Origin of the sequence: Streptomyces sp. NPDC051207, from assembly GCF_040682395.1 — a bacterium.
Classification (GTDB): Bacteria; Actinomycetota; Actinomycetes; order Streptomycetales; family Streptomycetaceae; genus Streptomyces.
This window is the reverse complement of record NZ_JBFBAX010000016.1, coordinates 1-13,976: the sequence shown is the minus strand read 5'-3', so window position 1 is coordinate 13,976 and position 13,976 is coordinate 1. Positions and strand designations below refer to the sequence as shown.

The 13,976-nt window shown below is 71.3% G+C and carries 13 protein-coding genes and 1 rRNA gene; 10 read left to right on the top strand and 4 right to left on the bottom strand.

Annotated elements, in window-relative coordinates; genetic code table 11:
* Positions 1–4 precede the first annotated feature (4 nt).
* The gene (locus tag AB0M97_RS17310) at positions 5–709 is read right to left on the bottom strand and encodes a phosphatase PAP2 family protein (RefSeq protein ID WP_365961703.1); all 705 of its coding nucleotides are present in this window, start codon (positions 707–709) and stop codon (positions 5–7) included.
* A 233-nt stretch (positions 710–942) separates the two neighbouring features.
* A complete protein-coding gene (locus AB0M97_RS17305) occupies positions 943–1,950 on the bottom strand; it encodes a bifunctional lytic transglycosylase/C40 family peptidase (protein WP_365961702.1) in 1,008 nt (335 codons plus the stop codon).
* Positions 1,951–2,367: 417 nt separating this feature from the next.
* Here AB0M97_RS17305 and AB0M97_RS17300 point away from each other — a divergent pair, with 417 nt between their 5' ends.
* The 6 genes from AB0M97_RS17300 (at position 2,368) to AB0M97_RS17275 (ending at position 9,512) form a co-directional block, all read left to right on the top strand.
* The gene (locus AB0M97_RS17300) at positions 2,368–2,676 is read left to right on the top strand and encodes a hypothetical protein (RefSeq protein ID WP_332888069.1); all 309 of its coding nucleotides are present in this window, start codon (positions 2,368–2,370) and stop codon (positions 2,674–2,676) included.
* 209 nt (positions 2,677–2,885) lie between these two features.
* Positions 2,886–3,719 carry a hypothetical protein gene (locus AB0M97_RS17295; protein ID WP_365961701.1) on the top strand — a complete coding sequence of 278 codons (834 nt, stop codon included), beginning with the start codon at positions 2,886–2,888 and terminating at the stop codon, positions 3,717–3,719.
* A complete protein-coding gene (locus tag AB0M97_RS17290; protein ID WP_365961700.1) occupies positions 3,709–5,019 on the top strand; it encodes a hypothetical protein in 1,311 nt (436 codons plus the stop codon). Before AB0M97_RS17295 ends, AB0M97_RS17290 begins: the two co-directional genes overlap by 11 nt.
* On the top strand, positions 5,016–6,575 hold the full coding sequence (locus tag AB0M97_RS17285; RefSeq protein ID WP_365961699.1) for an SCO6880 family protein: 1,560 nt from the start codon (positions 5,016–5,018) through the stop codon (positions 6,573–6,575). Before AB0M97_RS17290 ends, AB0M97_RS17285 begins: the two co-directional genes overlap by 4 nt.
* Before the next feature lie 14 nt (positions 6,576–6,589).
* Positions 6,590–8,002, top strand: coding sequence for an ATP-binding protein (locus tag AB0M97_RS17280; protein ID WP_365961698.1), 1,413 nt, complete (start codon positions 6,590–6,592; stop codon positions 8,000–8,002).
* A 13-nt stretch (positions 8,003–8,015) separates the two neighbouring features.
* Positions 8,016–9,512, top strand: coding sequence for a type VI secretion protein (locus AB0M97_RS17275; RefSeq protein ID WP_365961697.1), 1,497 nt, complete (start codon positions 8,016–8,018; stop codon positions 9,510–9,512).
* Positions 9,513–9,521: 9 nt separating this feature from the next.
* Here the strand turns inward: AB0M97_RS17275 and AB0M97_RS17270 are convergent, their stop codons facing one another.
* Positions 9,522–10,082, bottom strand: coding sequence for a GNAT family N-acetyltransferase (locus AB0M97_RS17270; RefSeq protein WP_365961696.1), 561 nt, complete (start codon positions 10,080–10,082; stop codon positions 9,522–9,524).
* Between the two features lie 94 nt (positions 10,083–10,176).
* On the opposite strand from AB0M97_RS17270, the gene AB0M97_RS17265 reads away from it, so the two are divergent.
* Genes AB0M97_RS17265 through AB0M97_RS17250 form a run of 4 tightly spaced genes read left to right on the top strand, consistent with a single transcriptional unit; the run spans position 10,177 to position 13,821 of the window.
* Complete coding sequence (locus AB0M97_RS17265; protein ID WP_365961695.1) at positions 10,177–11,097, top strand: ABC transporter ATP-binding protein; 921 nt, start codon at positions 10,177–10,179, stop codon at positions 11,095–11,097.
* Entirely contained in the window at positions 11,094–11,879 is a 786-nt protein-coding gene (locus tag AB0M97_RS17260) for an ABC transporter permease (RefSeq protein WP_365961694.1), read from the top strand. Before AB0M97_RS17265 ends, AB0M97_RS17260 begins: the two co-directional genes overlap by 4 nt.
* 29 nt (positions 11,880–11,908) lie before the next feature.
* Entirely contained in the window at positions 11,909–13,150 is a 1,242-nt protein-coding gene (locus AB0M97_RS17255) for a histidine kinase (protein WP_365961837.1), read from the top strand.
* Entirely contained in the window at positions 13,147–13,821 is a 675-nt protein-coding gene (locus AB0M97_RS17250; protein ID WP_365961693.1) for a response regulator transcription factor, read from the top strand. The genes AB0M97_RS17255 and AB0M97_RS17250 overlap by 4 nt, the downstream gene beginning before the upstream one ends.
* Before the next feature lie 63 nt (positions 13,822–13,884).
* Here AB0M97_RS17250 and rrf read toward each other — a convergent pair.
* Positions 13,885–13,976, bottom strand: a 5S ribosomal RNA gene (gene rrf / locus AB0M97_RS17245); the annotation flags it as partial.

The following is a 13,976-nucleotide window of genomic DNA, read 5'->3' as shown; positions in this document are numbered from 1 at the left end:
CGCGTCAGGCGGCGAGGTCGCGCTCCTCGGAGCCGGGGTGCCGCTCCGCCGTGGCGCCCGGGACCACCGTGTCGTGACCGGGGGTGCGGCGGGCGGTGATGAGCCGTCCGGCGCGCGGGGACCGCTCGATCGCCGTGGCCAGCGGCGTCAGCAGCGCCATGGCGACCGGCGAGAGCAGCAGCACGACGGCCGTGCCGAGCGCGAACCCGCCGACGACGTCCGTCGGGTAGTGCACGCCCATGTAGACCCGGCAGAAGCCCTCGATGAGCGCCAGCGCGATGCCGACGAGGCCGAATCTGCGGTGGGCGACGAACAGGCCGACGCCCATCGCCATGGTGATCGTGGCGTGGTCGCTGACGAAGGAGAAGTCGGTCTTGCCGGGCTGGAGGACCTCGAGCCCCTGATGGACACGGAACGGGCGGGGCCGCTCCACGAACCCGCGTATCGGCACGTTCACCAGGACGGCGACGCCCGCCGCGAGCGGGGCCCACACCAGGGCCGCGACGGACGGCGCGGCGTCCTCGCCGCCACGGCGCCGCACGGTCCACCAGCACGCAAGCACGAGCAGCAGCAGCGCGAGCAGCAGTCCGTACTCACCGACGTACTGCATGACCCGGTCGAACCAGGCCGGTGCGTCCTTGGCCAGGCCGTTGATGTCGTAGAGCAGCTCGACGTCGGGGTTCGACCCGGATGCGGCGAGTCCAGCCATGGTGCTGCGGCCCCTTCGTCGTGTTCATTTCCCGGCGCACCCCTGTGTGGTGCGCCGCTTGCCACCCCCGTGGTCTGTGGATCGCGCCCACGTGTGTCCGCGCGGTCGTACCGGACACGTCATCAGGAACGCACGGCCCCCGCAAATACGTTCCACACTCCACCGAATGATCACGCAGACGTTACCGAAGAGAGACCCATCGCCGCAGCTCAGGGGGCGGGTTCACCATCGGGTCACACCCCGGTGGGGAGCGCTTTCGCGCCATCTTCGGTGACCCGGGTGGCACCGAAGTAGTCCGGGGTGTCGATCGGGTCGAAGCGGATGACGGCCCCCGGACGGGGCGCGTTGATCATGTATCCGCCACCGACGTAGATGCCGACGTGCCGGATGGCGCGGGAGTTGGTGAGGTCGTCCGAGAAGAACACCAGGTCGCCGGGGAGCAGCTCGTCCCGGCGCGGGTGCGGACCGGCGTTGTACTGGTCGTTGGCGACCCGCGGCAGGGTGATGCCGACGCTCTCGTACGCGGCCTTGGTCAGACCCGAGCAGTCGAAGCGTCCGCCCTGGTCAGCGGTGCCGTTGCCGCCCCAGAGGTAGAGCGTGCCGAGCTTCTTCTGGGCGTAGGCGATGGCGCCCGCGGCCTGCTCGGAGGGGTCGACGCGGCTGACCGGCGCGGCGAAGCTCTCGGCCAGCGTGGTGATCGTCCTGACGTAGTTCTGGGTCTCCTTGTACGGCGGCACGCCCCCGTACTTGATGACCGCGTAGGCACCCGCGTTGTAGGACGCCAGCATGTTCTCGGTCGGGTCCCCGGGGACGTCCTTGACGTACTTCGCGAGTTCGCAGTCGTAGGAGGCGGCCGACGGAATCGCGTCATTCGGGTCCCAGACGTCACGGTCGCCGTCCCCGTCACCGTCTATGCCGTGCGTGGCCCAGGTGCCGGGGATGAACTGGGCGATGCCCTGGGCCTGCGCCGGGCTCTGCGCGCCCGGGTTGAAGCCGCTCTCCTGGTAGAGCTGGGCGGCGAGCAGCGCGGGGTTGATGGCGGAGCAGAGGTTCCCCCACTGCTGCACGAGCCTCTGGTACGCGGCGGGCACCGAGCCCTTGGCGAGCTGCCGGCCCGCGCCGCCCGCGCCGCCCATCGTGTTCCCCGCGACGACGTAGACCCCGACGACGAGGAGCATCACGAAGGCGAGGGCGGAACCCACGGCGGCGAGCCCCACGATCCATGCCCTACGCACCGTCAACCGCCCCTCGCCACCCACGAGTCCGTCGTCACAGGCAGTGTAGAGGCGGGGAACCCGCCGTGGGGTGACCGCTCACGGTCGGCGGAATATCACCACCGCGCTCACCCGACCGGCCGTCAGGAACCCGGCACAGCCGCGAAAGGGTTCAACGACACAACCGTACGACAGGTTCCGCTCAGGCCTCATTGCCCGGCGTGACCTGCCGTGATACACAGAGTGACGATACGACTCTTCGCACACCGCTCCGCCCCTCCGGGACGGGGCCGGTGTGCGGCGGTGGCAAGGTATTCGCACGAAACCCGCCAACCAATGACGCCAAGTCGACATGCGACGGCGGATTTGTCGGCGACAATGAGGCGTGACCTCTGCACACCGCAGGGGAGACTGCGGAACTATCCACCAGGGGCGGTGACTTACATGTTCTTTGCAGCCGACGAGGGAGACATCAACACCATTATCGGCGGGATCGCTCCGGACTGGGGCCCCTTCGGCAGCCTGGGCAACGAGGCCAAGGTGATGATCGAAGTGGTCATGGCGGTCGCCATCCTCATCTGCCTGGGCATCGCCATCTGGGGCGCCGCCAAGCAGCGCATCGGTGCCACCGCGCTCCGCGACACCTTCAGCGCCGAGCAGGGCAAGGGCCTCATCATCGCGGGCCTGACCGGTGTGTTCATCATCGGCTCCCTCGGCACGCTCTTCACCATCGTGTACGGCATGGCCGTGTAGCGGCGCGCTCATACCGTCGGTCAGTCCACCCCGGGCCCGCCCGGTTGCCCCTCCGACCCACCCGCCCGTCGTGCCACCGACTGAGGTTGCGTCTCCCTGATGCCGAGTCACCACACCGCGCCCGCGCAGGCGCCAGCGCGGCTACCGTCGTACCGCGAGGGATTCCCGCACGAGGTGTATCCGTTCGACGTCGAGGGGGCGTACGCGGCATGAGTCTCGGTGACGAGCACGAGGCCTCCGGCGGTTACGGGGGCACGGGCCAGACCCGCACCCGGCTGCCCGGCGCGGGCGGCGACGTCTACGGCGGCGCGCGGCGGGGCGGCCGGTCGTCGTCCCGCAGCATGGTGACGGTCGCCGGCGTGGTCGCCCTCCTCATCGCGGCCATCGCCTTCGCGAACCGCGGAGGAGACGATTCCGCACCGGGCGAAACGGCGGCGGACAAGCCGGAATCAGCGGCGACGGCCCCCACCGGGCGGCGGCCCGTGGGGGCGAAGGCCGGCGGGATCCCGACCGGGTATGCCCATGATGCGCAGGGCGCCCAGAGCGCCGCCGCCAACTACTCCGTGGCGCTGGGCTCGGCCGACATGTTCACCACGGCCAGGCGGAAAGAGATCGTCGAGACCGTGTACGCGCCCGATGTCGCCGCCGCCCGGCAGGCGGAGCTCGACAAGGCGTATGCGAGCGAGAAGTTCCTGACCAACATCGGCCTCGAGAAGGACGGCTCCGCCCCGGTCGGGCAGACCTTCGTCTCCCGTGTCATTCCGGTGGGCACCAAGGTCACCGCGTCCGGTTCGGCCGAGACCAAGGTCGAGGTCTGGTACACCTCGCTGTTCGGCCTGTCCGGCGACAACTCGAAGAATCCCGTGACCGAGAGCTGGTACACGACCTCGTACACGCTGCGGTGGGTCGGCAACGACTGGAAGGTCACCGACCTCCAGCAGAAGGACGGACCCGTTCCGGTCGGCGGCGACCAGAGGGTTTCCACTGCCGACGACATGACGAAGGCCGTCGAGGAGTACGGAGGCTTCACCTATGCGCGCTGACCGTCCCCTCCTCAAGCTCACGGCTTCCCTCGCCGTCGTCCAGGGCACGCTGCTGCTGTTCGCCACCCGGGCCGTCGCCGATCCCACCCCCACGCCGACGACCAGCAACAACCCCTGCGACCTCATCCGCGGCCGAGCCCGGGACTACTGCGAAAGCGGAGGCAGCGACGGCGGAGCGGGGTCCTCCTCGTTCGAGCCCTCCGGCACCACCGACCCCCTCTCCTCCCTCGCCCGGGGCTGCGCCGACGCCGCCGCGTGGACCGTCGACAAGCTCAGCGCCGCCGTCGAGGACACCGCGAACGTCGACTTCACGAACCCCACGTTCCTCCAGCAGTACGCCGTCGTGTTCGCCGCGTCGACGATCCTCACGCTGCTGCTGTGGCTGCTGGCCGTCGCCAAGCGGGCGGTACGCGGCGTGCCGCTCACCACCGCGCTGTCGGAGGCCATCGGCTTCCTCTGGCTCACCGTGCTGGCCTCCGCCTTCACGCCCCTGATCCTCTACACGATCGTGTCGGCGACCGACGGCGTCACCGAGGTCCTCGCCAAGGCGACCGGCGAGCAGACGGACACGTTCTTCGGGACGTTCTCCGCCGCCCTGAAGAAGGGCGAGGACATCGGCGGCGGCCCGATCATGCTCATCGTCGTGTCGCTGGTGTCGATCGTCGCCGCCGGCGTCCTGTGGCTGGAACTCGTCATCCGCGCCGCGCTGCTCTACGTGGGCGCCCTGCTCGGCACGGTCGTCTACGCCGGGCTCGTGGACAAGAACCTGTGGGGTCACGTCCGCCGCTGGGCCGGCATCATGATCGCCGTCATCCTGGTCAAGCCGGTGATCGTCATCGTGCTGGGCCTCGCCGGGGCGCTGTCCGCCGAGGAGGGGCCCGACGCCTTCTCCGCCGTGGTCTCCGGCCTCGCCATCATCCTGCTCGCCATCTTCGCGTCCGCGATGATCTACCGCTTCGTCCCCGGCTTCGGCGACGAGATCGCCGGCTCCCGCAACAACCGCCTGATGCAGGGCGCCGAGAACAAGGCGGCGGCCGTCATCAGCTCCCCGGCCACCCTCGTCGCCCAGGGCATCAAGACGCACAGCTCCCGCGCCGACAACAACGGCCAGGCGAACTCCTCCACGCCCCGCCCGTCCAACCCGGCCTCGGGTGGCGTCGCCGCGCACAGCTCCCGCGCCGGCGGCGGATCCGTCCCTTCCGCCGCCCCCGCGCCCCGCCAGGCCAGCCCGGCGAACACCCCGCACGCCAGCAACACCCGCAACATCAGTACCAACCGCACGGGAGGTGAAGGGCGTTGACGACCGAGTCCCACCTGTCCCATCCGGTCACGCCCCGCCGTACATACCTGATCGGCCGCGCCCGGCCGAACGGCATCGTCGGCCGCAACCGCGAGACCGGCGAGATCGCACTGATCATCGCGGGCGCGTTCCTCGGCATGATGTGCGGGCTCCTCGTCCCCGTCCTGACCCTGCGCATCGTGCTGCTGATGGGCTTCCCGCTGCTCGCGCTGGCCGCGGTCTACGTGCCGTACAAGCGCCGCACGTTCTACAAGTGGTTCGAGATCAACCGCAGCTACAAGCGGACCCTGCGGCGGAGCGCGACGTACCGTTCCGCCGTCATGGAGGCCGGCACCCGGCTCGACGGGCGGGAGGTGGAGATCGGCCCGCCGCCCGGCATCGGCCGCATCACCTGGCTGTCCGCGCCGTTCGGTCCGGACGAGATCGCCGTGCTGCTGCATGCGGACCGCAAGACCGTCACGGCCGCCATCGAGATCGAGGGCCCCGGCGTCGGCCTGCGCGACTCCGAGGACCAGGAGGCGCTCGTCGACCGGTTCGGCACACTGCTCAAGCACGTGGCGAACGGCGACGGCTTCGTCACCCGCATCCAGATGCTCGCGCGCACCCTGCCCGCCGACCCGGACGCCCACGCCAAGGACGTCGCCGTCCGCGGCGACGACCGGGCCCCGGCCTGGCTCCAGGAGTCGTACGACCAGCTCCAGTCGATGGTGTCGACCAGCAGCGAGCAGCACCGCGCGTACCTCGTCGCCTGCATGCACTACACGCGCGAGCTGGCCGCCGAGGGCCAGGCCATGGCCCGCGCCGCACGCCCGCTGGGCGGCCGCAAGCTCGACCGGGACGCCGGTCTCGCGGTCGTCATGGCGCGCGAGCTGACCGACATCTGCTCGCGGCTGCAGGAAGCCGACATCCGGGTGCGCCAGCCGCTCGGGCAGGCCCGGCTGGCCTCCCTCATCCACTCGATGTACGACCCGGACCACCCCATCGACCACATCCAGGCGATGTCGAAGCGCAACGCCTGGCCGGCCGAGCTGGACGCCATGGAGCCCACCTACCTCCAGGCGAAGACCCGGGAGTCCAGCACCCGCGCCCCCTGGTGCCACGCCACCGCCTGGGTCAAGGAGTGGCCGATGACCCCGGTCGGCGTCAACTTCCTCGCCCCGCTGCTGGTGCACACCCCGGACGTGATCCGGACGGTCGCCGTGACGATGGACCTGGAGCCCACCGAGGTCGCCATCGAGCGCATGCTGACGGAGAAGACGAACGACGAGGCCGAGGCGTCCCGCGCCGCCAAGATGAACCGGACCGTCGACCCCCGCGACATCGCCGCCCACAACCGCCTCGACCAGCGCGGCGAGGACCTGGCCAGCGGCGCGGCGGGCGTCAACCTCGTCGGCTACATCACCGTCTCCTCCCGCTCCCCCGAGGCCCTGGCCCGCGACAAGCGGACCATCCGGGCGTCGGCCGGAAAGTCGTACCTGAAGCTGGAGTGGTGCGACCGCGAGCACCACCGCGCCTTCGTGAACACTCTTCCGTTCGCCACCGGCATTCGAAGGTAGGGGCTGAGGAACAGATGCGGGATCCGCTGTCCGTCCTCACGGACGCCTTCACGTCCTTCCTGTTCGGGAAGGTCGAGACGACCAGACTGCCGGTGCGCACCTCGACGGGACAGGCCCAGGCGGTCTACCTGCCGACGGCGGCCCCCGGCCTGGGCGACTCGGGCGTCATCATCGGCCGCGAGGTCTACTCCGGGAAGGGCTACATCTACGACCCCTTCCAGCTGTACGGCCAGCAGCTCCCCGCCCCGCACTGGCTCGTCCTCGGCGAGTCCGGCAACGGCAAGTCGGCCCTGGAGAAGACCTACGTCCTGCGGCAGCTCCGCTTCAAGGACCGCCAGGTCGTCGTCCTGGACGCGCAGGGCGAGGACGGCGTCGGCGAGTGGAACCTCATCGCGCAGGAACTGGGCATAACGCCGATCCGGCTGGACCCGACGGCCGCCCTGAACCACGGCATCCGCCTCAACCCGCTCGACCCGGCAATCACGACGACCGGCCAGCTCGCGCTGCTGCGCACCATCATCGAGGTGGCGATGGGGCACGGTCTGGACGAGCGCTCGGGCTTCGCCCTCAAGGTCGCGCACGCCTACGTCAACGAGACCGTCGTCGACCGCCAGCCCGTCCTGTCCGACATCGTCGACCAGCTGCGCCACCCGGAACCCGAGTCCGCCGAGGCGATGAACGTCGACATAGACGACGTCCGCGCGTGGGGCCTGGACGTCGCGCTGGTCCTGGACCGGCTGGTCGACGGTGACCTGCGCGGCATGTTCGACGGCCCGACCACGGTCGGCATCGACCTCGACGCGCCGCTGATCGTGTTCGACCTGTCCCACATCGACCGCAACTCCATCGCCATGCCGATCCTCATGGCGATCGTCGGCGTGTGGCTGGAGCACACCTGGATCCGCCCCGACCGGAAGAAGCGCATCTTCCTGGTCGAGGAGGCCTGGCACATCATCAACAGCCCGTTCGTGGCGCAGCTGTTCCAGCGGCTGCTGAAGTTCGGGCGCCGGCTGGGCCTGTCGTTCGTCGCGGTCGTGCACCATCTGTCCGACGTGGTCGACGGCGCGGCGGCGAAGGAGGCCGCGGCGATCCTGAAGATGGCCTCGACCCGGACCATCTACGCCCAGAAGGCCGACGAGGCACGGGCCACCGGCCGGGTGCTCGGCCTGCCCCGCTGGGCCGTGGAGATCATCCCGTCGCTGACCCCGGGCATCGCCGTCTGGGACGTCAACGGCAACGTCCAGGTCGTCAAGCACCTCATCACCGAGGCCGAACGCCCGCTGGTCTTCACCGACCGCGCGATGACCGAGTCGTCGGACGACCACCTCACGGACGACGCCCTGCGCGCCGCCGAGCTGGAGGCGGAGGAGCGGGCGGCGGCCTTCGTGGAGCAGCACATCGGCGACTCCGAATCGACGGTGGCGTAGGGGGAGGACGGGCGTGACAGCGGACGACCACCGAGAGCGGCGGCGCCAGGGCGGCATCCCCGACGGCCTGCTGATCGGCATACTCGCGTTCCTCCTCGGCATGACCCTGCTGGTGTGGACGGCCACCGGCCTGGCCGGGCTGTTCTCCCACGGCGCCTGGCCCGACGGCGTCACGTTCACCCGTACGCCGCTGGCCATGCGCCGCCTGATCGGCGAGCCGCACGACATGGCCGGCGCCTGGGCGGACACCCCGGCCGCCCAGCTGCCGGGGTACGGCCTGTTCTGGGGACTGTTCATCGGCGAGCTGATGCTGCTGTTCGTCCTGACGGTGTTCACGGTGGGCACCCTCGCCCGCTGGAAGGCGGTACGGCTGCGCAGGCGCGCGGAGCGCAGGGCGGCACCGGCGCGTCACGAAGCGCCTCAGCAGGCTCCTCAGGCCCTGCAGCAGGCGCCCGCCCCGGCCCCGTACGAGGCGGCACCCCCGCAGGAGCTGCCCACCCCACGCACCGCCCCCGAGCCCGGCCCGGCAGCGCCCCCGCCGGCCACGACGACCACCGCGCCCTTCGGCACCGAACCCACCACCGGCTGGGAAAAGGTCCTGGTCGCCCCGGAAGACACCCGTCGCGCCACCGCCGCCACCGCCGTACGCGACGCCGCGGGCCCCGCCCTCGTCGTCACGTCGAACGCCGCCCTGTGGCAGGACACCAAGGACGCCCGCGCCAAGCTGGGCCCGGTCCTCCTCTACGACCCCACCCACCTGTGCGACACCCCGGCCCGCCTCCACTGGTCGCCCACGGCGGGCTGCGAGGACAAGCGGACGGCAGCCGCCAGGGCCACCGCGCTCCTCGCCCCCGTCCGGCCCACCGCCAGGATCGACCAGGCCGTGAGCGACACCGCAGAGACCCTGCTGCGCTGCCATCTGCACGCCGCCGCCGTCGACGGCCGTACCGTCCGCCACCTCCACCGCTGGGCGCAGGGCACCCAGGTGCAGGACGCCGTACGCATCCTCCGCACCAACCCCAAGGCGGCGCCGGGCTCGGCGGGCGAGCTGGAGGCCGCGCTCACCGCGCATCCCGAACGCCGGGACGTCGCCCAGGAACTGACGAGCCGTGCGCTGGGCGCCCTGTTCAGGGTCAATGTGCGCGAGGCGTGCAATCCCAACCGAACTGATGCCCTCGCCCTGGATTCCTTCGTGCACGAAGGGGGCACGCTTTATGTGGTGGGTGAATCCATCGAGGACCCCAGGACGAACCCGGGCGCGATGCCGTTCCTGACAGCGCTCGTCGCAAGCGTGGTCGAGCACGGCCGGCGCATGGCCGAACGGTCATCCTCCGGTCGGCTCGACCCACCACTGACCCTCGTCCTCGACGACGTGGCGGCCGTCGCCCCCCTCCCCCAGCTCCCGGAGCTGCTGGCCGGCGGAGCGGACCTCGGCATGCACACCCTCGCCCTGCTGCGCTCCCGCGAACAGGGCCGCGCCCGCTGGCCGCACCACGAACTGCCGGTGTAGCACGCAAGGTCACCGTTCGAGGACGAACTCCAGCTCCCGCTCCCCCTCCGCCTGCGGCAGCAGCACGACGACGCCGCTCGGCACGAATCCCGCCTTGCGGTAGAAGCCCTGCGCGCGCTCGTTGTGCTCATGCACGATGAGCCGCACCCGCTGCGCGCCGCGCCCCCACGCCCACTCCACACCGGCGTCGAACAGTGCCTCGGTCAGCCCGATGCCCCGGTGCCCGGGCCGCACGTACACGCCCACCACGTGCCCCTGTCGCCGCTCGACCGCATGCCCGGCCCAGTCCGTCGTCCCGGCCTCCTCCATCAGGACGGTCACCGTCCCGGCCCACAGCCCGTCCGGCGTCTCGGCGACGAACTGCCGCACGCCGGTCGAGCCCTCGGCGGACCCGGCCGCCCGGTCCCGCCAGAACGCGTCGTCCCGGGCCGCGGCCTGCTCGTACGTCTCCAGGAAGGCCATGGGCGCGACCGGATCGCGCAGCGCCGCCAGCCGCAGCTCCTTCACGGCACGCCACTCGTCGGCGCGTATGGAGCGGATCACGTAGTCCCCGGGGGCCGTCGCACTCATACCGGTCACCGTAGTACCGGGGTACCACCGCGCTCACCTGGAATACCGCCCACGGCCCGACGCCCGGCGCCCCCGCACGGCCGAGCATCGAAGCATGATTTCAGCTCAGGGACTCACCAAACGCTACGGCGACAAGACCGTCGTCACCGACCTGTCGTTCACCGTCCGGCCCGGCACCGTCACCGGCTTCCTCGGCCCGAACGGCGCCGGCAAGTCCACGACGATGCGCATGATCCTCGGCCTGGACGCCCCCACCCGCGGCCACGCCACCGTCGGCGGCCGGGCGTACGCCGACCATCCCGCGCCCCTCACCGAGGTCGGCGCCCTGCTGGAGGCCCGCTCCGTCCACCCGGGCCGCACGGCCCGCCACCATCTGCGGGCCCTCGCCCTCACCCACGGCATCCCCCGCACCCGCGTCGAACACGTCCTCGGCCTCACCGGGCTCACGGACGTGGCCGACCGCCGGGTCAAGGGCTTCTCCCTCGGCATGGGCCAGCGGCTCGGCATCGCCGCGGCCCTGCTCGGCGACCCGGCCACCGTCGTCCTCGACGAGCCGGTCAACGGCCTCGACCCGGAGGGCGTGCTGTGGATCCGCACCCTGCTGAAGTCGCTCGCCGCCGAGGGCCGTACCGTCCTGGTCTCCTCACACCTCATGAGCGAGATGGCCCTCACGGCCGACCACCTCGTCATCATCGGCCGCGGCCGGCTGCTGGCCGACACGACCGTCACCGACTTCGTACGGCAGTCCGGCGCGGGCACCGTCAGGGTCGTCACCCCCGAGGCCGACGCCCTGGTACGGCTGCTCACCGCGTCCGGCGCCGACATCACCGCCGAGGCCCCCGGGGCGCTCCGGGTCGCCGGCACGGACGCCGAGCACATCGGGCGCACCGCCGCCGCCCACGGCATCCCCCTGTTCGAACTCACCCCGGGACGCGCCTCCCTGGAGGAGGCCTTCATGGAACTCACCCGCGACGACGTGGAGTTCGCCGCGACCCTGGAAGGAGCCGCAGCATGAGCACGACGACCCTCCCCGCGGGCCCGTACCGCGTGACCCCGGCGCGCGTGCTGCGTTCCGAATGGCACAAGCTGTGGACCCTGCGCTCCACCTGGATCAACCTCATCGCCACGACCGTCCTGACAGTCGCCATGGGCGTGGGCCTCAGCGCCGCCTACGACGGCGGCGGAGAACAGCTCGACACGGTCGTCCTGGTGCTGCTCGGCATGCAGTTCGCGCAGATCAACCTGGGCGTACTGGGCATCATGGCGACGGCCGGCGAGTACTCGACGGGCCAGATCCGGGCGACGATGACGGCCGTGCCGCGCCGCCTGCCCGTGCTGTGGTGCAAGGCGGCGGTCCTGGCCGCGGTCGCCTTCCCGCTCACCCTGTGGACCAACCTCCTCACCTTCCCGCTCGCCCAGTCCTTCCTCTCCGGCACCGACAAGGCGGCCTCCCTCGGCGACGACGGCGTCCTGCGCGCCCTCGCCGGCAACGCGGCGGGCCTCACCCTCCTCACCGTCCTCGCCCTCGGCATCGGCGCACTGGCCCGCTCCGTCCCGATCGCCTCCGGCGCCTTCATCGCCCTGGTGATGATCCTCCCCGAGGTGCTCTCGATGCTGCCGTACAAGTTCGTCGACGACGCCGCGCGCCACTTCCCCGGTCCGGCGCTGCAGACCCTCACCACCGCCGAACCGCACCCGGGCTCCCTGCCGTGGGGAGCGGCACTGCTGGCGATGGCCCTGTGGGCGGCGGCCGCCCTGGCGCTGGCCGCGGTGACCCTGAGGCGCCGGGACGTATGAGGTTCTCCCCGGGGGCCGCGCACCCCACCATGGAGCCCGTGACGCAAGAACGGGCAGCCGAGCCCCTCACCGAGCACGTCCAGCGGATCAGCCGGCGGGCGCGCGCCTTCGACCGGCGCCACCCGCTGCTGTGGGACCTGCACTTCACCGGCTTCTGGGTGACGGCCGCCCTCACCGACTACATCGGCGGCGGCTGGCACAACAACGCGCACCACCCGGATGTGCCCGGCTGGCTCGTCCTCGCCCTGAGCCTCGGCCTCTCGGTACCGCTGCTGTGGCGGCGCCGCCACCCCGCGGCCGTCCTGCTCGCGATGGCGCCGTTCGCCCTGGTCAACGCGTGGACCGGCGCCGCTCTCCAAGCGGCGCTGCTCCAGCTGTGCGTCGTCTACCACATCGCCCTGGCCCGCCCCCCGCGCGACCTGTGGTGGGCGTCGGCCCTGACACTGGCACCGGTCGCGGTGTCGACGGCCCGGTACGGGGAGGGCTCCTGGGACCAGCAGATCGGCTCCCAGCTGATGTCGACCGCGGTGGCGATCCTGATCGGCATCACGGTCCGCACCCGCCGCACCCACACCGAGGCCCTGGAGGACCGTGCCCGCCGCCTGGAGATCGAACGCGACCAGCAGGCCCAGCTCGCCACGGCCGCCGAACGCGCCCGCATCGCCCGCGAGATGCACGACATCATCGGTCACCACCTCTCCGTCATCACGGGCCTCGCCGACGGCGGCAAGTACGCGGCCACCAAGGCCCCCGAGCGCGCCGCACAGGCCCTCGACGCCATCGGCACCACGAGCCGTCAGGCCATGGGCGAACTCCGCCGCCTGCTGGACGTCCTGCGCGAGGAGGAGGACGGCTCGGCCGAACTGTCGCCACAGCCCACCCTCACGGATCTGGACCAGCTCCTGACCGGCGTACGGTCGGCGGGCCTGCCCGTCACGACCACGGTCCACGGCGACCCCGCCCTCCCCCCGGGCCGTCAGCTCACCGTGTACCGCGTCGTCCAGGAGGCCCTCACCAACACCCTCAAGCATGCCGGCCCCCACGCCACGGCCGACATCGTCTTCTCCTACGGCCCCGGCGGCGCCGTCACCGTCACGGTCACCGACAGCGGCCGCGGCGGCCGGCCCGTCACCGCCTCCGACGGCCGCGGACTGCCGGGAATGCGCGAGCGGACGGCCCTGTACGGCGGCACACTTGAGGCCGGTCCCCGCCCCGCCCCGGAGCAGGGCTGGTACGTCCGTCTTCACCTACCGGAGGAAAACCCGCAGTGACCACGGTCCTGATCGCCGACGACCAGCCCTTGCAGCGTTTCGGTTTCCGGATGCTTCTGGAGAGCCAGGACGACATGACGGTGGTGGGCGAGGCGACCAACGGCAGCGAAGCGGTCCGCATGACGGCGGAGCTGCGGCCCGACGTGGTCCTCATGGATGTCCGCATGCCCGGCCTGGACGGCATCGAGGCCACCCGCCGCATCGTCGCGGCCGGCGACCGCACCCGGGTCCTGATCCTCACGACCTTCGACCTCGACGAGTACGCCTACTCGGGCCTCAGGGCCGGAGCTTCCGGTTTCCTGGTGAAGGACGCCCAGCCCGAGGAGCTGTTGTCCGGTGTCCGCGCGGTGGCGTCGGGCGACGCGGTGGTCGCCCCCGGCCTCACGCGCCGCCTCCTGGACGCGTACGCCCATCACCTGCCGGCCGGCCCCGCGGACGCCTCCGCCGCCCCTGCCGAGGACCCGCGCCTCGCGTCCCTGACCGGACGCGAACGGGAAATTCTCACGGTCATCGGCATGGGCTGGACGAACACGGAGATCGCCACCCGCCTCCACCTGGCCGAGTCGACGGTGAAGACCCACGTGGGCCGCATCCTCGCCAAGACGGGTTCCCGGGACCGCATCCAGGCGGTGATTCTCGCGTACGACACAAAGCTGGTCCGCCCGTCCTGAAAGGGACCAGAGGGAAAACAGAAAAGGCCCACACCATAAGGTGTGGGCCTTTTCTCAATGATTGTTCGGCGGCGTCCTACTCTCCCACAGGGTCCCCCCTGCAGTACCATCGGCGCTGTAAGGCTTAGCTTCCGGGTTCGGAATGTAACCGGGCG